Here is a 19058-nt window from a genome sequence, read left to right on the forward strand (position 1 = left end):
CCGTTCAGAGAGGCCAGACGTACGGCCCTTCGGGGTCGTCCAGCCAGGCCCACTCGTACGGCCCGCTCGTCGTGACACCGAAGCGCTCGCGCACCGGCCGCCCCTCGCGCTGCCACAGCGCGAGCGCTTCGTGCGGATCGAGGCTGCCCGCGGTCAGCTCCAGGAGGAAGCGGAAGAGCTCGCTCTGCAGGGCCCTGCGCGGCAGCCCTCCGATGTGGTGCTCGTACGGGGTCCTGGCGTCCCCTCCCCGCAGCGGTACGAAATAGGCGGGCGTGTGCAGGAAGCGCCCCTCGGCGTGCTCCGCGTCCCGCACGGTCAGCGCGATCAGGCCGGTGGCCAGCGGCGCCAGGATGCGGGCGCCGGGCCTGCACTGGGCGAGCCACGCCCTCGGCACCGCGCCCAGGGTGCAGGTGGCGATGATCCGGTCGTAGGGCGCCCGCTCGGGGCAGCCGGCCGCGCCGTCGCCGGTCACCACGGCGGGGCGGTACCCGGCGGCCGCCAGATGCTGCCGGGCGGACTCGGTGATCTCCGGGTCGAGGTCGACGGTCGTCACGGAGTCGTCGCCGAGCCGGTGGGCGAGCAGCGCCGCGTTGTAGCCGGTGCCCGCGCCGATCTCCAGGACGCGGTCTCCCGGGCGTACGTCCAGTTCGGTGAGCATCTTCGCCATCAGGGACGGCTGGCTGCTGGAGGAGAGCAGGTCCCCGTCGCGCACGCGGGTCGCGAGGGGCGCGTCCGTGTAGGCGCCGCGCAGCCAGCGGGTGCGGCGCTCCTCGTCGGGGTCCTCGCCCCACAGCCGCTCGTACCCGCCGGTCACACCCACGTAGTAGTAGGGCACGAAGAGGTGCCGCGGGACGGCGGTGAACGCCGCCCGCCAGGCGGGGTCGTCCCGCCAGGCCCCGCTCGCCTCGATCTCCCGCACGAGGCCGGCCCGGACCTCGGCGAGCAGTACAGGATCGGGTTCCATGGGTCCACTGTGCTGCGCCGCGGCCTCCGATGCGAGGTGACCGGCGATGGTCCTAAGCCTTCCGTACTCGGCCGCCCCGTCTGAGACCATGGAACGCGTGAAAGATATCCCGCGCGGCACGCTTCAGGAGCAGACCTACTACGAGCAGGTCGGCGGCGAGGAGACCTTCCGACGCCTGGTGCACTACTTCTACCAGGGGGTCGCGGAGGACCCGCTGCTGCGGCCGATGTACCCGGAGGAGGACCTCGGGCCCGCCGAGGAGCGTCTCGCGCTCTTCCTGATGCAGTACTGGGGCGGCCCCCGTACGTACAGCGACAATCGCGGCCACCCCCGGCTGCGCATGCGGCACGCGCCGTTCACGGTGGACAGGGCCGCGCACGACGCCTGGCTGAAGCACATGCGCGATGCGGTGGACCAGCTCGACCTCTCCGAGGAGCACGAGCGGACGCTGTGGAACTACCTGACGTACGCGGCGGCTTCCATGGTCAACTCCGAGGGCTGAGTCCCGTAGCACTGGACACGTAGCAGCCGGCTCACGGTCACGCCCGCTCTCACGCGGGCGTCACCGTGAGCCCCCCGATACCCGCCCTGCGCACCGCGACGGACCCGTAGGCCGTACGCAGCCGCAGCCACGGTCCCGACGACAGCAGCGTCAGCGCGTCGCCGCGCAGGAAGCCGAGGGACTGCGCGGCGTGCGCCGCCCGTACCGGCAGTTCCGTGTCGGCGACGGTCCTGGACCAGATCTCCCGGCCCACGCGGTCGAGTTCGGCGCGCACGCGCCGCTCGGCCGGCAACTCCTCGATCCGCGCCCTGAATTCGGCGACGGCCCGCTTGACCAGGGACCGCACCGCCTCCGGAGCGGGCAGGCCCGGTTCCTGCCGCCAGCCGCCGCGCGGCGGCAGCACGCCCGCCCACGGCGGCCCGGTGACGGCCGTCGGGACGTCGGCGACGCCCGCCGTCTCCACGGACTCCGCCGATTCGCCGACGCGTTCCAGGAACTCGCCCGCGGAGACGGTGACGTCGAGCGTCGTGTCGAGCCCGTACTCGTACGGCTTGGCGAGCCGTGCCGTACGGATCACGAGCACCTCGAACGACGGCGGCCGCCCGAACACGGCGAGCGTGTCCCCGGCGGCCTGCAGCCGCACCGCGGCCGCCTTGTCGTAGTGGATCAGCCGGGCCAGGAAGGCGGCGAGGTCGGCCGCCTCCCCGGCATCGGCGAAGTGGAGCCGCGCGGTCATGCGGCGAGCGCCCCCGAGCCACCGTCGGGGCCACCGGCGCTGTCGTCCACGTACTCCTCCAGGAACGAGCGCTCCTCGGCCGTGATCCGCCGCGGTCGCTGCGCCTCCAGGTCGAAGGGCACGACTACGGTAGAGGCCCGCACATACACCTGCTGCGCGTCCTTGATCTCGTACGCGATGGTCAGCGACGCCGCACCGATCTTCGTCACCCACGACTCGATGGTGACCGGCTCGTGCCGGTGCACCAACGGCCGTAGGTAATCGATCTCGTGGCGGGCCACGACCGACCCGCCGGAGAACGACGGGGAGCCGTCACCGGGCGCGAGCCGGAACATGAAGTCGATCCGCGCCTCTTCCAGATACCGCAGGAAGACGACGTTGTTGACGTGCCCGAAGGCGTCCATGTCCGACCAGCGGAGCGGGCATTGGTATATGTGTCGGGCCACGGTCGCCTCAGCCCCGGGTGAGCTTCTTGTAGGTGGCGCGGTGCGGACGGGCCGCGTCCGGGCCGAGACGCTCGATCTTGTTCTTCTCGTACGACTCGAAGTTGCCCTCGAACCAGTACCACTTGGAGTCGCCCTCGTACGCCAGGATGTGCGTGGCGACCCGGTCCAGGAACCAGCGGTCGTGGGAGATCACGACGGCGGCACCCGGGAACTCCAGGAGCGCGTTCTCCAGGGACGACAGGGTCTCGACGTCCAGGTCGTTCGTCGGCTCGTCGAGGAGGAGCAGGTTGCCGCCCTCCTTGAGGGTCAGCGCCAGGTTGAGGCGGTTGCGCTCACCACCGGAGAGCACACCGGCCGGCTTCTGCTGGTCCGGGCCCTTGAAGCCGAACGCGGAGACGTACGCCCGCGACGGCATCTCGACCTGACCGACGTTGATGTAGTCCAGCTCGTCGGAGACGACGGCCCACAGCGTCTTCTTCGGGTCGATGTTGGCGCGGCCCTGGTCGACGTAGCTGACCTTGACCGTGTCGCCGACCTTGATGCTGCCGGAGTCCGGCTGCTCCAGGCCCTGGATCATCTTGAACAGCGTGGTCTTGCCCGCGCCGTTCGGACCGATGATGCCGACGATGCCGTTGCGCGGCAGCGAGAAGCTGAGGTCGTCGACGAGGACCTTGTCGCCGAACGCCTTCGACAGGTGCTCGACCTCGACGACGATCGAGCCCAGACGCGGGCCCGGCGGGATCTGGATCTCCTCGAAGTCCAGCTTCCGCATCTTGTCGGCCTCGGCGGCCATCTCCTCGTAGCGCGCCAGACGCGCCTTGGACTTGGCCTGACGCCCCTTGGCGTTCGACCGCACCCACTCGAGTTCTTCCTTCAGACGCTTCGCGCGCTTGGCGTCCTTCTGGCCCTCGACCTTGAGGCGCTGGGCCTTCTTCTCCAGGTACGTGGAGTAGTTGCCCTCGTACGGGTGGGCGCGACCGCGGTCGAGCTCCAGGATCCACTGGGCGACGTTGTCCAGGAAGTACCGGTCGTGGGTGACCGCGACGACAGCGCCGGAGTACTGCGAGAGGTGCTGCTCCAGCCAGTTCACCGACTCGGCGTCGAGGTGGTTGGTGGGCTCGTCGAGGAGGAGCAGGTCGGGCGCCTCGATGAGGAGCTTGCAGAGCGCGACGCGGCGCTTCTCGCCACCGGAGAGGTTCACGACGGGCCAGTCGCCGGGCGGGCAGCCCAGCGCGTCCATGGCCTGCTCCAGCTGGGCGTCCAGGTCCCACGCGTTGGCGTGGTCCAGGTCCTCCTGGAGCTTGCCCATCTCCTCCATGAGCGCGTCCGAGTAGTCCGTCGCCATGAGCTCGGCGACCTCGTTGAAGCGCTTGAGCTTGCCCATGATCTCGGCGGCGCCGTCCTGCACGTTCTCCAGGACCGTCTTCGACTCGTCGAGCTGCGGCTCCTGCATGAGGATGCCGACGCTGTACCCGGGCGAGAGGAACGCGTCACCGTTGGACGGCTGCTCGAGCCCGGCCATGATCTTCAGCACCGTGGACTTACCGGCGCCGTTGGGGCCCACGACACCGATCTTCGCGCCAGGAAGGAAGCTCAAGGTGACATCGTCGAGGATCACCTTGTCGCCGTGCGCCTTGCGCGTCTTGCGCATGGTGTAGATGTACTCAGCCAAGAGAAACCGTCCGGCAATCAGTGAGTGGGCAGATACACCCCATCTTGCCGTACGGCCAGCCCCCGGCGAAAACCGGATGGTGGGCCGCCGGTTCTTCTCCTCGCGCGCGGTAGCCGTACGACTACCGCGCGCCCTCCTCTGTCGACGGCCGCCTACTCCTCGGTGGAGGTCTCCGCCGGGACGTCCTTCTTGCGGAGGAAGAACACCACCGCGCCGCCGACCACGACGAACGCCACCGCGATGCCGACGATCAGCGGGGTGTTGCCGCTGCTGCCGGTCTCGGCCAGGTCACCGCCGCCGACGCTGCCGCCCGCCGACGCGGGGCTCGGCTGGGAGGCGGGCTGCGCCTTGCTCGTTATCGTGTCGCCCGCGGTGCGGCAGTCGAGCACGCCCTTGAACCGCTTCTCGAAGCCGCTCGGCCCATTGATCGTGAAGTCGTAGGGCTGGTCCTCCTGCAGCGGGATCGTCACGGTCTGTGACGTGCCCGCCTCGATGGTGTACTTGAAGCCCATCAGACGGAAGGTGAAGGGCTTGTCGCCCTCGTTGGCCGCGGTGATGTCCACACCGCTCTTGGCGCAGTTCTTCTCGGCCGACAGCGCGGGCAGCGCACCTTCGGCCGCCCAGTTCGCGGTCGCCGCGGCCGACACGGTCGACTCGCTGGAGCCGGCGAGGATCTGCGTCTGGCTCCTGGTCTCGGACGCGAACGCCCGCCCGACCGGGACGGTGGTCGACGTCTGCACGGACAGTGCGGCGGCGCCGTCGGGTGCGTCCTTCGGCACGTCGAAGTAGAGGCGGCTGCCGTCGCGCGCGGACTTCACCGGCTTGCCGTTCCTGCCGACGACCTTCACGCCGCTCGCCTCGGAGTCCGCGGGCGGCGTGACCGTCACCGAGTCGGCGTCGGTCTGCACGGTGACCGGTCCGAGCTTCTCCCCCGCGCGTCCCGACACGGCCGGCGGGTCCAGCGTCAGGGATGCCTTGGGCTCGGCGCTGTTCCGAGCGCTCTTGTACAGATAGTCGGCGAGCTTCTCGGCCTGCGGATCGACGGCGTCGACCTTCGCGCCGTCGGAGTACCGCCAGATCGCCACCTGGGTGCCGGCCGCGGCGCTCTGCGCGGTGAGGGAGCGCGCCCCCGCCTTGCGGGCCAGCGCGGCGAGGTCGTTCACCTGCGGATACGAGTGCTGGAGGATCCAGCGGATCTTGCCCGCGTCACGGTTCCCGTTCAGCGAGGTGCCGCTCCAGGGGGTCTCCTGGTACTTGGCGTCCTTCTGCGTGGGGTTCAGGATGTCGATGCAGTACGTCTGCAGGGTGCCGCCGCCCTCGACGGACATCTCGAAGAGTCCCGCGGGCACCTGCTGCGCAGTGCCGTTGTCACGGATGACGGCCTGATCGAACGTCTGCAGCCCACCCAGTGTCGCGACGGCTCCGCCCCCGTGCGCCGGCGCCTCCTCCGCCGCGGCCGCGCCCGCGAAGGTCACCCCGCCCGCCAGGGCCAGACCCGCCGCCGCGGTCACCGCGGCGAGCCGGGCGGCGCCCCGGCCGGGTCCGCTCCCGCCGCGCCCGCGACTTCGGCCCCGGCCTCGGCTACGTATGGACAACGCAGAAAACACTGAATTCCCCTCCGGGCGGGACCCGTTCACGACGTTGGGGGGTGGTCCCGCCAGCAGATTGAAAGGGGCAGGTTCACCGGTCACCCGCGTGACCTCACCTGCCGACTGCCCCGTGAGCTACGTCCGGCATCCTAAGGAAACGCCGCAGCACGAGTCCCACGCAGATCACCGGACGGCGGATCCGACTCGGAATCGTTATCCCCAACAACCGCTCCGAGCTGGGCTTATCGACAAATCAATGGTGCCCATTCACCGATATGCGGCACTTCGGCCGTCCCCGCGGGGCGGGTCCGCTTCCCCCGACACCGACCGCCTGACGCCGCGTCACCCCACGGGCTCCGGCTTCTTCTCCCAGAGCGCGGAGACATCCTCGCCCAGCCCCTGACTCTGGCTCTGGCTCTGCCCCTTCTCCTGTGCCTGCTCCCGCCCCTGCGCCGGGTCCGTCAGCGCCGGATTGCCCCTGCCGACCCTTCTGAACGCCGCCGTACCGCGCGACAGATCGTGCCCGATGGCCACCGCCTCGATGTCCGCCGACGTCCAGTGCTGGCCGCCCCGCTCCTCGTCGCGCACCTTCAACCTGCCCTGCACGATGACCGGTTCGCCCACCGACACCGACCCCTGCACGTTCGTGCCGAGCGCTCGCCACGCCCAGACCGTGAAGAAATTGGTGTGCCCGTCGGTCCATGTGCTCTTCGCCCCGTCGTAGTACCGCGCCGTCACCGCGAGCCGGAACCGCGCCACCGGCCCCGACGGCAGCTCCCGGTACACCGGCGTCGTCGCCACATTGCCCACGACCGTCACCAAGGTCTCGTTCATCGCCGAACCCCCCTGTCCCACGTCACGCTTCGAGTCTCTGTCTCTGCGTCTGTCTCTGTCTCGTGCAGCCCAGCGGCTGTGAACCCAGATTGCACCGGTCGGGCCGATCCCGCTGAGCCCTGTGGACCGCCCCCAGGTTGTGGAAAACTCCGTCACCCGATCGGGGAACGGGCGGCCTGCGACAGCTCCCCCGACACCCGCACGTACTGCTCCCTGACCTCCCGGTAACGCAGCAGCTCCGCCGCCACCGGATCGAGGACCCGCGCCCGGCCGCACCCGGCCGCCGCCTCCCGCAGCCGCCGTTCCGCGTCGTTCCCGTACCTGCGCGCGGGCCCCCGCGCAGCGATCCGGCTCGTCCACTCCACGCACGGGCCGCCCACGATGCCCGCCAGCATCAGCAGCACCGGCACGCCCAGGTTCGGCGTGGCGAGCCCGACGATCTGGCCCACCAGCCAGATTCCGCCCACGACTTGCAGCAGCGTCATCGCCGCCTGCGCCAGAACCGCCACCGGCCACCAGCCGGGGCGCGGCGGCCGTCCGACCGGTACCCCCACCGTCACCGCCAGCTCGTCGAGCGCCTCGGGAAGCCCCTCGGCACCGCGCACCGCGGCCTCCCGTACGGCCTGTCCCCAGGGCAGGGGCAGCCCCCTCGCCGCCTCGTCGGCCACCGTGCGCACGGCATGCTCCACCCGCTGGCGCGCCGTCGCCTCCTCGTCCACGGGCGGCAGGGCGACCGGCGTCAGCACACCCTGCGAGAAGCGCCGTGCCTCGTACCAGCGCCACAGCCTGAACCACGGATCCCCGCACGCCTTGCCCGCGTGCCTGCGCCAGGCCCGCTCCGCGGCGTCTCCGGCGGCCGCCGCGCCCACGGCGTCCGCGAGCCGGTCCGCGAACTCCTCGCGGGCCTCCTCGCTGAGCCCGATCCGCCCGCGATTGCGGCCGGAGTGCGCCCCGGCGACGTACACCGGACGCAGGCGTTCCGCGGCGGCGTCCACGTCCGCGGAGATACGGCGGGCGGCGGCGCCCCTCTCCTGCGTGAACTGCCCCAACACCTCCCGCAGTTCACCGACGCCCTCGCCCGTCAGCGCGGAGATCGCGAGCACCGTGGCGCCCGGCTCCCCGTGCTCGCCGAGTGCGACACCGTCGTCGTCGAGGAGGCGCCGCAGATCGTCGAGGACCTGGTCGGCGGCGTCGCCGGGCAGCCGGTCGATCTGGTTGAGCACCACGAAGGTGACTTCGGCGTGGCCTGCCATGGGGCGCAGATAGCGTTCATGGAGCATCGCGTCGGCGTACTTCTCCGGGTCGACGACCCAGATGACGGCGTCGACGAGGGCCAGGATGCGGTCGACGTGCTCGCGGTGCTCGCCGACCGCCGAGTCGTGGTCGGGCAGATCGATGAGGACGAGCCCTTGGAGTTCGTCGGCGCCGGGCCCTTGGAGCGGGCGGCGGCGCAGGCGGCCGGGGATCCCGAGCCGGTCGAGCAGGCCCGCCGCGCCGTCCGTCCAGCTGCATCCGATGGGCGCGGCGGTGGTCGGCCTGCGCACGCCGGTCTCCGAGATCATCACTCCGGCGAGTGAGTTGAAGAGCGTCGACTTGCCGCTGCCGGTGGCCCCGGCGATGGCGACGACGGTGTGCCGTTCGGAGAGCCTGCGCCGGGCCGCGGCCTCGTCCAGGACACGTCCGGCCTCGGCGAGCGTGCCGCTGTCGAGGCGGGTGCGGGAGAGCCCGACGAGCTCGCGCAGGGCGTCGAGGCGGATGCGGAGGGGGTTTTCGTAGGAGGGGGTGGGCCCGGTGAAGGGGGCGGGGGCCGGGGCGTACGCGCGGGCTCCTGTGCTGATGCCCGTGTCACGGCCGCCGGGGGGACGTTGCGCGTCTTCGACGCGGCGGGCGATGAGGCCGTCGTCCCAGGGGCGGCCGGGGCGGGTGTCGGTACGTTCGTCGCGTCGCTCTGGGCGCTCTGGGCGCTCGGGGGTGGCGTCGGCGTCGGAAGCGCTACGGCTCCGGTCCCGGCCATGGCCCCCATCGCGCGCCCCGTCGGCGGGGTCGACGGGGTCTGCGGGATCTGCGGGATCGGTGGGGTCGGCGTGATCAGTGACGGCGGTCACCGCGGTCACCTCTCCTTCTGCAGTACGGACAGGGCGGCGATCAGCTCGGCCTGGGGTTCGGGATGCACTTCGAGGGCGTCCAAGGGGGCGAGTCTGCGCTCCCGCTCGGCGTTGAGGACCTTCTCCAGGTAGTCGGTCAGCAGGCGTCCGCCCCGGTCACGGAGGCGGACGGCGGCCTGGGCGCCGATCCGCTCGGCGAGGACCTCCCCGGCCGCACGGGCCCGGCGCCCGCCGAGCAGCGTCGTGGCGAGCAGCGCGGCGACGACCTCGGGGTCGGGGAGGGCGTTCTTGTCGACCCGTTCGAGGCAGCGCACCTCGTCCTCCGCGTACTCCTCCAGTTCGCGCCGCCACCTGCGTACGGCCATCCCGATGCGGTGCTCGGCGGTCTCGATGTCCGGGTCGCGGCCTGCCAGCGTCGGGGCGCCGGCGGCGGGTTCGCGCCGCCAGGCCTCGTCGATGCGCTCGTCGGCGGCGGTGACGGCGCACAGCAGGAGGGCTTCCAGGCTCTCGGCGATGGCGTCGAGCAGTTCACCGGCGCCGCAGTCGAGGGGGTAGCTGCGCCAGCGCTTCAGGGCGCCGCCGGCCAGCACCCCGCCGGCCCGCAAACGCCTCCCCACGCGCGCGTGCTCGTTCTCGTACGCCTCGTCGACGGCGGAGGTGAGCCGTAGCGCGGCGGCGTACTGGGCGGCGACGGCGCTCGCGAGCTCCGGCATGCGCGAGTCGAGGGAGCGGAGGACTCCCAGGGCGGTGCGGGCGACGGCCTGGGAGCGGACGGCGGGTTCCTGTGCGTGGTGGGTGAGCCAGGCGCGCAGGGGCGCGACGGCGGTGGCGGGGAGCAGTCCGCCGCCGCCCGCGGACTCGGGCAGTTCGGGCACGGTGAAGCGCGGTACGTCGCCGAGGCCGGCCTTGGCGAGCAGTGCGCCGTACTGGCGTGAGACCTCGGTCACCACCTGGTGCGGCACGCGGTCGAGGACCGTGACGAGGGTGGCGTCGTGTTCCTTGGCGGTGCGCAGGAGGTGCCAGGGGACGGCGTCGGCGTACCGCGACGCGGTGGTGACCATCACCCATACGTCGGCGGCGGAGATGAGTTCGGCGGCCAGGACGCGGTTGTCGGCGACGAGGGAGTCGATGTCGGGTGCGTCCAGGAGGGCGAGTCCGCGCGGGAGGCTGTGCGCGGTCTCGATACGCAGCGCGCGCTCCGCCTCACCGACGCCACCCGCCACGTCCCCGCCGCCGTCGTCGTCCTGCTCCCCGTCGCCGCCCTCCTCCCCCGGGTCCTGCCGGGGCACCCATACGCGCGTGAGGTCGGGCAGGATCCGCATCCCGGAGAACCAGTGGTGGTCGTCCGGATGGCAGACGAGCACCGGCGTGCGGGTGGTGGGCCGCAGCACGCCTGCCTCGCTGACCTGTCGTCCCACGAGGGAGTTCACGAGGGTGGACTTGCCGGTGCCGGTGGATCCGCCGACGACGGCGAGAAGAGGCGCTTCGGGGGCCTTGAGCCGGGGCACGAGATAGTCATCGAGCTGTGCCAGCAGCTCGTCCCGGTTGGCACGCGCGCGTGGCGCCCCTGGCAGGGGGAGCGGAAAGCGTGCGGCGGCGACACGCTCGCGCAGGGCGGAGAGTGCGTCAAGCAACTGAGGCCGTACGTCCAAGGTCACCACATGCGAAGAATGCCCAATTTTGGCGTCTTTCTGAAGCATATGGGCGCCTCTGCGCGCCGATCGGACGCAGGTGAGGGAAGGGGCGACCGGGGCGCAGGCATAACGAGTGCACAACACCCGGGGCGTGAGACGCCAAAAGCGATGCGAGATTCGTACCTGCCTGCGATTATCAGGATCGCTTCACCGAACCTCCACATCACGGCGCGGAGGCGAAGCACCAGGGACAGGGACCCGGGAGCCCTATCCTTGTCCCCGGCAAGGTCACGGATCACCCCCAACATCCGGCCCCGTGCCACCCGGCCACACCCGGCCCCCGTAGCTCAGTGGATAGAGCAGGCGCCTTCTAAGCGCTTGGCCGCAGGTTCGAGTCCTGCCGGGGGCGCCTCTCCAAGGCCCCGTTTCGGCGGGGCCTTTTTGTCGGGCGCGCAGGCTCGGGCGCGCTCGACACGCGCCGCGGGCCTGTCGACCGTTTCGGTGCGGCGCTTCAGATACGTCTACTCGACCGTCCCCCTGCGGTCGTGACGACACGGCCGGGCCGCACTAGGCTCCGCCCCCTAACGGGGTGGTGACCATGGCGCAACCAGATCCTTTGGACCGTCGCATCAGGGACAGTCTGACTCTGGCCGGGGAGCGGGTCGACGCGCGGCTCGTGGAGTTCATTCGCTGGTATCAGCTTCGGCCCAGGCGGGCACCGGGCGAAGAACCCGGGGATCAGGATGCAGGTGCTGACGCGAAGAAGTGGGGCGCGGTGGGGCGCGCCACCATTGTTCTGGGGCTCGCCCAAGCCGGCCTGCCCGCCGTGGCGATCATGGGCCTGTACACCGCACTGGCCAACGTCGAAGAGGCCCAGGCCACGATGCTCAAATCGCTCGACAAGAAGGCCTCGATCCTTCTCGACGGTCCCTTGCGCACGGCCCAGCTGCTCGTACGCGAGGCGGCACGCATCGGCCTGTCCGATCCTCGCTATGCCGCGACGCTGCAGCAGGCGTGGGATCGGTTCTTCGACGCATACGGCTTGGCGGGCTCGCCGCAGAGTCAAGCGGTCGTCCAGATGCACCTGGGCCAGGTGAGCTTGCTGCTCGGTCGGCACGAGGACGCCGCCCACTGGATGATGGAGAGCTACCGCTGCGCCCGCCAGGCCATCGAAGTGCTTGCCGCGGGCTCCAACGACGGACGGGTTCTGCGCAGCAAGTGGGGCACGGCAGCGAGCGTCTACGCCTACCCGGTGGGCCTCGCGGTGTTCGCCCGGAAGCTGGGGAAGATCCGCAGAGCGCAGCATTCCCTGGAGGCGACACGCTCCTACGTAGAGTTCGTCAACGCGGTCGCGGCCAGTGCCAATGCCATCTCCACGCATGCGGTTGCGGCCGGGCTCAGGGTGGAGAAAGTCTCTCTCAACGAGTTCGTCATCCGGGAAGTACGGTTGCCCTAGCGGGGCTCCGGCCCGTGCGGTCAGCGCCCGGTGTGTTGCCGGGTCGGCTGCTACTTGCCGTACAACTCCTCGATCTCCCCCGCATACGCCTCCGTCACCGCGTTCCGTTTGATCTTCAGGGAGGGGGTGAGCAGGCCGTTGTCCTCTGTGAACTCGCCGTCGACAATGGCGAATTTGCGGATCGACTCCGCCTTCGAGACCGCCTCGTTCGCGTAGTCCACCGCCTTCTGGACCTCCGCGATCATTTGGGGGTCGTGGGCCAGTTCGGCGAGGGGCGTGTTCGTCGGGCGCTTGCGTACGGTGAGCCAGTGGGTGACCGCCTCGGGGTCGAGGGTCACCAGCGCCGCCACGTACGAGCGGTTGTCGCCCACGACGATGCACTGGCCTACCGGCGAACGGCTGCGGAGTCTGTCCTCCAGGATCGCCGGTGAGACGTTCTTGCCGCCCGACGTGACGAGGATGTCCTTCTTGCGGCCGGTGATCGTGAGGTAGCCCTCGCCGTCCAGCGCGCCCAAGTCGCCCGTCGCGAACCAATCGTTGGCCAGGACCGCGTCCGTCGCCTTCGGGTGGTGCCAGTACGAGCCGAAGACGATGCCGCCCTTGATCAGTACCTCCCCGTCGTCCGCGATGCGTATGGACGTGCCCGGCACTGGTAGGCCTACCGTCCCGGGGCGGGGCCTGAGCGGCGGGGTGATGGTGGCGGCGGCCGTGGTCTCGGTCAGGCCGTACCCCTCGTAGATGACGATCCCGGCTGCGTAGAAGAAGAGGTTCAGGTTGCGGTCGAGGGGGGAGCCGCCGCTGATCGCGTAACGCAGGCGGCCGCCGACCTCGTTGCGGATGCGGCGGTAGACGAGGAGTTCGTACAGCGCCCAGGCCGCGCGGAGGGCGAGGGACGGGGTCGGAGCGTTGCCGTCCAGGAACTTGTTCAGGTGCGTCTCGCCGAAGCGCACCGCTATGCGTTCGGCGCGGTCGAATGACGCGGCTCGGCCCATCTTCTCCGCCGTCGCTCGGCCCGTCTCGTGGATCTTCTCGAAGAGGTAGGGGACTCCGACGATGAAGGTGGGCCTGAACGCGCGCAGCTCCGGGCGCAGTTCTTCCGGCTTGATGCTCGGGCAGTGGCCGAGCTCGATGCGCGCCATCATGCAGGCGATCTGGATGCTGCGGCCCAGGATGTGGGCGAGCGGCAGGAAGAGGAGCGTGGAGGCGACCTGTCCCGTGATCTCCTTGAAGACGGGGTGCAGCAGGTCGACCGTGTTCGCCGCCTCCGCATGCAGGTTGCCGTGCGTGAGGACGCAGCCCTTGGGGCGGCCCGTGGTGCCCGAGGTGTAGCAGAGGGTCGCGATGGAGTCCGGGGTCAGCGCTGACCTGCGTTTCGTGACCTCCTCGTCCGACAACTCCCGGCCCAGGAGCGCGAGTTGCGCCAGCGCGTCGCCGTCTATGGTGCGGATGCGTGGGGGTTCTGTGGGGGTGGCCGAAGAAGTCAGGGCTCCCTTCGCCGTCTCCGCGTTCTCCGGCGTCTCCGCGATCAGGAAGCGTGCGCCCGAGTCCCGGACTATCCACTCGATCTGTTCCGCCGACGACGTCGCGTAGATCGGGACGGTCTGGCCGCCCGCCGCCCAGATCGCGAAGTCCAGGACGGCCCACTCGTAGCGCGTACGGGACATGAGTGCGACGCGGCCGCCCGGTTCCAGGCCGTCCGCGATCAGGCCCTTGGCCGTCTCCGTCACCTCGCGCGCGAAGGCCGCGGCCGTGACGGGGCGCCACCTGCCGCCCTGCTTGCGGCGCAGGACCACGGTGTCGGGGGCCTCGACCGCATTGGTGAAGGGGATGTCCGCCGTGCTGCCCGCGGTGGGACGGGGCACGAGGGGCGCGGTACGCGCCTCGCGCACCGTGCCGTGCTCGTCCTTGATGAGTGCGACCTCGGCACGTGCCGCCAGGTCGCTGTGGCGCTGTGCCCTCTTCAGATCCTTGCGTACGCCCATGACGGCTCCCCGGCTTCCGGTTCCCGGCTGATGTGCTGATGTGCGCAGGTGCTGATATGCGCATGCGCTGATGTGCGCAGGTGCAGGCGTTCGGCGCGCGCTTACTCGGGGGTCAACTTACTGGCACGTAACGAATTTTCAAGGGGAAGCGCGCACTCAGTCCGCCGCCGGCTTCCAGGCCTCCCCCTCCAGGACCCGGCCCATCCCGACCCACACCATGTTCATCAGCCGCAGCGTCACGCCCTCCGGTGACTGGTCGGGGTGCCGGGCCATCCAGTCCGTCAGCGAGTCCGCCGCGCCCACCAGCGCGTGCGCCACGAAGTCCGCGTCCTCGTCGGTGAGTTGTGCCGTCGGGCCCGCCTCCGCGATGCCCGCGCGCACCAGTCCCGCCACTTCCGCCATCACCGCGACGCGCGCCTCGGCGACCGCCGCCGCGATGGCCTCGCTCAGCTCCGACGCCTGGCGGTGCAGCACCACCCAGCTGTCGCGGTGGTCGGCGACGAAGGCGAAGAACGCGAGCAGGCCCGCGTGCAGCCGGAGTTCGGGGGTCGCGCCGCTCGCCGTCGCCGCGCCCTGGAAGGCGCCGACCAGGCGCTCCGCCTCGCGCCGCAGGCAGGTGAGGAAGAGGCCCTCCTTGGAGTCCAGGTACAGATACACCATCGGCTTCGAGATGCCCGCCAATTCGGCGATCTCGTCCACCGACGCGCCGTGATAGCCACGCTTGGCGAAGACCTGGACCGCCACGTCGACGATCTGCCGTTCCCGCTCACGGCGCGGCACCCGCCGCCTGCGCGGGGCCCGGCTTCCGCTCGACGCCGGTGCACCCTTCGGGTCCGATGCGCCCTTCGGGTCCTGTGCGTCCTCGGATGTGTCGCTCACCCTTGCGCTCACCCTTGTCAGCCTCCCTGGCGACGATTACCTTACCGCATAGTAAGTTTACTGCAGAGTAAGGAGATTGACGTGGCCGACGACATCAGCAGGATCGCCGAACTCGACTTCGCCGGCGTCACGCCCGAGGAGTTCGCGCGGATCGTGAAGGGGCTCTCCAGCAAGCAGTTCACCGAGCTCGCCGAGGACGGCACGCTGCGCGGCCGCATCCTCCAGGAAGTCTTCGGGCGAATGGAACGACAGTTCAAGCCGGAGGCCGCGGCCTCGGTGACCGCGCTCATCCGCTGGCAGATCACCGGCAGCGGCGGCAACGAGGACGTGGTGTACGAGACGGACATCGCCGACGGCACGTGTGTCGTGCGCGAGGGGCAGTCGGAGTCGAAGCCGCGGGTCACGCTGATCCTCGCCGACGCCGAGTTCCTCAAGCTGGTCTCCGGAAACGTGGGGCCCGTCGCGCTGTTCATGATGCGCAAGGTACGGGTCGTGGGTGATGTGGCGCTGGCTGCGGGGCTCACGCGGTACTTCGACATTCCCAAGGTCTGACGCCCCCCATCACCGGGGTCCTGTGCCTGCGGCCCTCTCAAGCCGTCGTCGGCCCGCGCCGATGTAGTGATCATGACGACGTCCGCGTACACCTCCGTCCGTGACCCCGAAGCCGTCGCCGGAGCCTCCCCGGGAACGGATGCGGGAGCGCCCGGCCGATGGCGGGCCCTCGTCCGGCTCGGCGCCTGCCTGCTGCCCGCGCTCGTCATCGGCTTCGCCGGCTTCCGGCGGCGGTGGATGTCCGACGACGGGCACATCTACGTCCGCACGGTCCGGCAGGTCCTCGCCGGCAACGGGCCCGTCTTCAACGCGGGCGAGCGCGCCGAGTCGTCCACCGGCACCTTGTGGCAGTGGCTGCTGGTGGCGGGCGGGGCGACGGGGGCCGATGTGGCGACCGTGGCGATGTACGGGGGGCTGCTGTTCACCGTTGCCGGGTTCGCGCTGGCGGGGGCAGGGGCGATGCGGCTTCGGCTGGGGACGATGTGGCCGCGGGGAGTGGGCCGGGGCGGGCGCGGGCTTTTCGTGCCCTGCGGCGCGCTCGTCCTGCTCGCCCTCCCGCCCGTCTGGGACTTCGCCACCTCCGGCCTGGAGACCGGGCTCGCCACCTGCTGGATCGCGGGCGCCTGGCTCGCGCTCGTCGCGCGCCCCCGCTCGCTCGTGACCTCCGCCGTGCTCGGCCTCGGGCCTCTCGTACGGCCCGACCTGGCGCTGGTGTCGGTCGTCTTCCTCGCCGCGCAATGGGTGGCGGTACGGCCGACGTGGCGCGGGACGCTCGCCGGAGCCGGGGTCGCCGGGGCGCTTCCCGTCGCGTACGAGATCTTCCGCATGGGGTACTACGGGCATCTGATGCCGCTGCCCGGCGTCACGAAGGAGGCCTCCCGGAGTCTGTGGGGGCGAGGGTTCGACTACCTCTGGGACTTCACGGGGCCGTACGCGCTGTGGGTGCCGGTGGCCACGATCGGAGTGGCGATGCTGTACGCGGGAAGGTCCGTCGTACGACAGGTACGCGGCCCCGGCGGCCCCGCCACCCTGCGGGACGCCGCCCCTCTCGTAGCTCCCGTCCTCGCCCCCGTCGTCGCCCCCGTCCTCGCCGGTGCCCTCTGCTGGCTCTACGTCATCAAGGTCGGCGGCGACTTCATGCACGGCCGGATGTTCCTGCCGGGGCTGCTCCTGATGCTGCTGCCCGTCTTCCTGGTGCCCCTCACGCGCGCATGGGGCGTCGCCGCGGTGGTGGTCGGCGTCTGGGCCGTCGCGTGCGCGGGCGCGCTGCGGGTGCCGTACGAAGGGCGGATCGACGCGAGCGGGATCGCGGACGAGCGGGGCGTGTACGTACGTCAGAACGCCGCTCCTCACCCCCTCCACCACGACTTCGCGGGACAGCCCGGAAACCGGGCGTATGCCACGCTCGTACGGGAGGCGGCGCGGAGCGGCGATCCGAGCCTGCTCCTCGCCCAGACGCCCGTGGCGGGTGGTGCGCCTGGGGTGACGGGGGTCTACAACACGCTCGGCTTCAGCGGGTCCGTCGTTCCGCTCTCCGGCGCGGCCCTCGACCCCATCGGGCTCGCCTACCCTCTCGCCGCCCACTCCGAAGGCCTCGTCAACGGCCGCGTGGGACACGACAAGCGGCTGCCTGACGAGTGGATCGTCGCCGAGCGTGGCGCGGCCGACGTGCCCGAAGGTCTCGACCCGAACCGGGTCGACGCCGCCCGCCGGGCTCTGCGCTGCGGGCCCCTCGCGGAGCTGCGGGCCGCCACCCGCGCGCCGCTGACGGTCGGCCGTTTCTGGCGGAACCTGACGGGGGCGGTGCAGCGGACGGCCTTCCGTTTCCCGAATGACCCGGTGCGGGCGGAACAACAGGTGTGCGGACGTTAGCCACCGGTGAGCCGCGCCGCCTCGTCGATCGACGACGTCAGTTCACGGACCTGCTGCGTGCGGGTCGGCAGCGCGTGCGCCCACTCGGAGAGCTCCGCGAGGGACGGCGTGGCGGGGACCGACTCGGGGAGGTCGCGGTCCAGGTGGCCGCCGGGCGGGGCGGCCGCGCGCAGGCCGTCCGCGAAGTACGCCGCGACCGCCGCGACCTGGAGGCCCGCGTCCGCCTCCCCGAGCGACCCGTCGAGGCCGGACGTCTCGATACGGTCCGACTCCTCGTGCGGCGCGCGGCTTTCCGGGTCGAGCCAGCGCACGCTCGCCGTGGCCAGATGGCCGCCCGCGCCCGGCCTGGCCCGCACCGCGTACAGCGCGGTCACCGTGTGGCCGGGGCCGATCTCCCCGCCGTCCACGGAGTCGTCGCGGAAGTCGTCGTCGGCGACCTTCCTGTTGTCGTACCCGATGAGCCGGAACTGTTCGACCGTCTTCGGGTCGAAGGACACCTGCGCCTTCGCGTCGCGGGCCCGCAGCTCGATGTGGGCGGGCAGTTGCTCGCAGAACACGTCGCGCGCGTCCTCCTCGTTCGACACGTACGTCGTGTGGCCGTCGCCCTTGTCGGCGAGCCGCTCCATCAGGGCGTCGCCGTAGTCGCTGCCGACGCCGACGCCGAAGAGGGTGATGCCGTGCTCGCGGCGGGCGTCCGAGATGCGGTCCAGGATGCCGTCCGCGCTGGTCTCCCCCGTGTTGGCGAGGGCGTCGGAGAGCAGGACGACACGGTTGGTGGCGCCGTCCCTCTGGCCGCGCACGGCCGTGTCGTAGCCGGTGGTGATGCCCGCTTCGAGGTTGGTGGACTGGGTGGGCTCCAGACGGTGGATGGCCCGGTGCACACGCGCGCGCCCGTCTCCGGCGTCCCTGGCGTCTCCACTGCCTCCGGCGTCCCCGGCTTCCCCGGCGTTCCCGGCGTCCCCGGCGTCCCCGGCGTTCCCGGCGTTCCCGGCGTTCCCGAGGCGTGTCATCGGCAGGACCGTCTTCGCCGTGTCGCTGAAGGTGACGAGGGCGATGGAGTCGTCGGGGCGCAGCCGGTCGGTCATGAGGCCGAGCGACTGTTTCACGAGGTCGAGGCGGCCGGGTTCCGCCATGGAGCCCGACACGTCGATGACGAACGTGAGGGCGGCGGGCGGACGTTCGGCCTCCGCGGGTGCGCCGCGCGTGGCGAGGCCGACCCGGACGAGCGACCATCCCTCGTCGTCGGTGCGCGCGCCGTCCACGCTGACGGAGAACCCGTCGCCGTCGGGCCTCGGGTAGTCCTGCCGGAAGCTGTTGACGAACTCCTCGGGGCGCACCGTCGACGGATCGGGCAGCCGCCCTTCGGCGAGGGTGCGGCGCGCGAAGCCGTACGAGGCGGTGTCGACGTCCAGGGCGAAGGTCGACAGGTGGTCCGGTGCGAACTCCCGCCGCTCGTCGTCGCCTTGCTCACCGGGGGCGGCGCTCGCCCCGCCGTTCGCCCCACCGTTCGGCAGGGCGGGCGCGGGCGCGGGCAGCGGCGCGCCGTCACGCTTCTCGCCGCTGTCGCCGGTGGCCCGGTGGACGTCGCTCCCGCCACCGCCCGAACACCCGGCGAGCGCGAGGCCGCCCGCCACGGCCACGGCGAGCACCCCCTGCCGCATCCTGCCCGTCCGTCCGCTCCGCCGCGTCCCCATCCGGTCCCCCTCGCGTCGTCCGCTCACATGACTGTGACGCGGGAGGGCCTTCGTACGATCGCTCGGAACCGTTGCGGAAAAGTCTCGATGCGGCCACGGGGCCCGGAGGACTGCCCCGGCCGTCGTCGGCCCGGCCGGGCT

Annotated in this window: 15 protein-coding genes and 1 tRNA gene; 5 read left to right on the forward strand and 11 right to left on the reverse strand. The window is 71.3% G+C overall.

The window, feature by feature from the left end; translation table 11 throughout:
* Positions 1 to 4: 4 nt before the first annotated feature.
* Positions 5 to 964: a methyltransferase domain-containing protein gene (locus DEJ49_RS12215; protein ID WP_150184162.1), complete on the reverse strand. Its 960-nt coding sequence runs from the start codon at positions 962 to 964 to the stop codon at positions 5 to 7.
* A gap of 97 nt (positions 965 to 1061) precedes the next feature.
* Here DEJ49_RS12215 and DEJ49_RS12220 point away from each other — a divergent pair, with 97 nt between their 5' ends.
* Positions 1062 to 1466 (forward strand): globin, encoded by a 405-nt coding sequence (locus tag DEJ49_RS12220; RefSeq protein WP_150184163.1) that lies wholly within the window; start codon positions 1062 to 1064, stop codon positions 1464 to 1466.
* A 49-nt stretch (positions 1467 to 1515) separates the two neighbouring features.
* Here the strand turns inward: DEJ49_RS12220 and DEJ49_RS12225 are convergent, their stop codons facing one another.
* From DEJ49_RS12225 to DEJ49_RS12255, 7 genes are all read right to left on the reverse strand, one after another.
* Positions 1516 to 2202, reverse strand: a complete 687-nt coding sequence (locus DEJ49_RS12225; RefSeq protein ID WP_150184164.1) for a hypothetical protein — start codon at positions 2200 to 2202, stop codon at positions 1516 to 1518.
* On the reverse strand, positions 2199 to 2648 hold the full coding sequence (locus DEJ49_RS12230; RefSeq protein WP_150184165.1) for an acyl-CoA thioesterase: 450 nt from the start codon (positions 2646 to 2648) through the stop codon (positions 2199 to 2201). The genes DEJ49_RS12225 and DEJ49_RS12230 overlap by 4 nt, the downstream gene beginning before the upstream one ends.
* 7 nt (positions 2649 to 2655) lie before the next feature.
* On the reverse strand, positions 2656 to 4320 hold the full coding sequence (ettA, locus tag DEJ49_RS12235; protein WP_150184166.1) for an energy-dependent translational throttle protein EttA: 1665 nt from the start codon (positions 4318 to 4320) through the stop codon (positions 2656 to 2658).
* A 152-nt stretch (positions 4321 to 4472) separates the two neighbouring features.
* On the reverse strand, positions 4473 to 5831 hold the full coding sequence (locus tag DEJ49_RS12240) for a Cys-Gln thioester bond-forming surface protein (RefSeq protein ID WP_150184167.1): 1359 nt from the start codon (positions 5829 to 5831) through the stop codon (positions 4473 to 4475).
* A gap of 420 nt (positions 5832 to 6251) precedes the next feature.
* Positions 6252 to 6743: a single-stranded DNA-binding protein gene (locus DEJ49_RS12245; protein WP_150184168.1), complete on the reverse strand. Its 492-nt coding sequence runs from the start codon at positions 6741 to 6743 to the stop codon at positions 6252 to 6254.
* Positions 6744 to 6895: 152 nt separating this feature from the next.
* Complete coding sequence (locus DEJ49_RS12250; protein ID WP_411757155.1) at positions 6896 to 8857, reverse strand: GTPase; 1962 nt, start codon at positions 8855 to 8857, stop codon at positions 6896 to 6898.
* Positions 8854 to 10509, reverse strand: a complete 1656-nt coding sequence (locus tag DEJ49_RS12255; protein ID WP_150184170.1) for a GTPase domain-containing protein — start codon at positions 10507 to 10509, stop codon at positions 8854 to 8856. The genes DEJ49_RS12250 and DEJ49_RS12255 overlap by 4 nt, the downstream gene beginning before the upstream one ends.
* A 309-nt stretch (positions 10510 to 10818) precedes the next feature.
* Here DEJ49_RS12255 and DEJ49_RS12260 point away from each other — a divergent pair.
* Positions 10819 to 10891: transfer RNA gene (locus DEJ49_RS12260), tRNA-Arg, on the forward strand.
* Between the two features lie 189 nt (positions 10892 to 11080).
* Entirely contained in the window at positions 11081 to 11938 is an 858-nt protein-coding gene (locus DEJ49_RS12265) for a hypothetical protein (RefSeq protein WP_150184171.1), read from the forward strand.
* Positions 11939 to 11988: 50 nt separating this feature from the next.
* Here the strand turns inward: DEJ49_RS12265 and DEJ49_RS12270 are convergent, their stop codons facing one another.
* On the reverse strand, positions 11989 to 13920 hold the full coding sequence (locus tag DEJ49_RS12270; RefSeq protein ID WP_150184172.1) for an AMP-dependent synthetase/ligase: 1932 nt from the start codon (positions 13918 to 13920) through the stop codon (positions 11989 to 11991).
* 156 nt (positions 13921 to 14076) lie between these two features.
* The gene (locus DEJ49_RS12275; protein ID WP_411757156.1) at positions 14077 to 14799 is read right to left on the reverse strand and encodes a TetR/AcrR family transcriptional regulator; all 723 of its coding nucleotides are present in this window, start codon (positions 14797 to 14799) and stop codon (positions 14077 to 14079) included.
* Between the two features lie 81 nt (positions 14800 to 14880).
* Here DEJ49_RS12275 and DEJ49_RS12280 point away from each other — a divergent pair, with 81 nt between their 5' ends.
* On the forward strand, positions 14881 to 15351 hold the full coding sequence (locus DEJ49_RS12280; RefSeq protein WP_150184173.1) for an SCP2 sterol-binding domain-containing protein: 471 nt from the start codon (positions 14881 to 14883) through the stop codon (positions 15349 to 15351).
* A 72-nt stretch (positions 15352 to 15423) separates the two neighbouring features.
* Complete coding sequence (locus DEJ49_RS12285) at positions 15424 to 17223, forward strand: hypothetical protein (protein ID WP_150184174.1); 1800 nt, start codon at positions 15424 to 15426, stop codon at positions 17221 to 17223.
* Here the strand turns inward: DEJ49_RS12285 and DEJ49_RS12290 are convergent.
* Positions 17220 to 18884: a vWA domain-containing protein gene (locus DEJ49_RS12290; protein WP_223832807.1), complete on the reverse strand. Its 1665-nt coding sequence runs from the start codon at positions 18882 to 18884 to the stop codon at positions 17220 to 17222. The two genes, DEJ49_RS12285 and DEJ49_RS12290, sit on opposite strands and share 4 nt — an antisense overlap.
* Positions 18885 to 19058 lie beyond the last annotated feature (174 nt).

Origin of the sequence: Streptomyces venezuelae (assembly GCF_008642335.1) — a bacterium.
Lineage (GTDB): Bacteria > Actinomycetota > Actinomycetes > Streptomycetales > Streptomycetaceae > Streptomyces > Streptomyces venezuelae_F.

Bases quoted from the DNA above. Each gene is read 5' to 3' on its own strand.
- DEJ49_RS12215 (WP_150184162.1), bottom strand. From the start codon at position 964: ATGGAACCCGATCCTGTACTGCTCGCCGAGGTCCGGGCCGGCCTCGTG.
- DEJ49_RS12225 (WP_150184164.1), bottom strand. From the start codon at position 2,202: ATGACCGCGCGGCTCCACTTCGCCGATGCCGGGGAGGCGGCCGACCTC.
- DEJ49_RS12245 (WP_150184168.1), bottom strand. From the start codon at position 6,743: ATGAACGAGACCTTGGTGACGGTCGTGGGCAATGTGGCGACGACGCCG.
- DEJ49_RS12265 (WP_150184171.1), top strand. From the start codon at position 11,081: ATGGCGCAACCAGATCCTTTGGACCGTCGCATCAGGGACAGTCTGACT.
- DEJ49_RS12270 (WP_150184172.1), bottom strand. From the start codon at position 13,920: ATGGGCGTACGCAAGGATCTGAAGAGGGCACAGCGCCACAGCGACCTG.
- DEJ49_RS12285 (WP_150184174.1), top strand. From the start codon at position 15,424: ATGACGACGTCCGCGTACACCTCCGTCCGTGACCCCGAAGCCGTCGCC.
- DEJ49_RS12290 (WP_223832807.1), bottom strand. From the start codon at position 18,884: ATGCGGCAGGGGGTGCTCGCCGTGGCCGTGGCGGGCGGCCTCGCGCTC.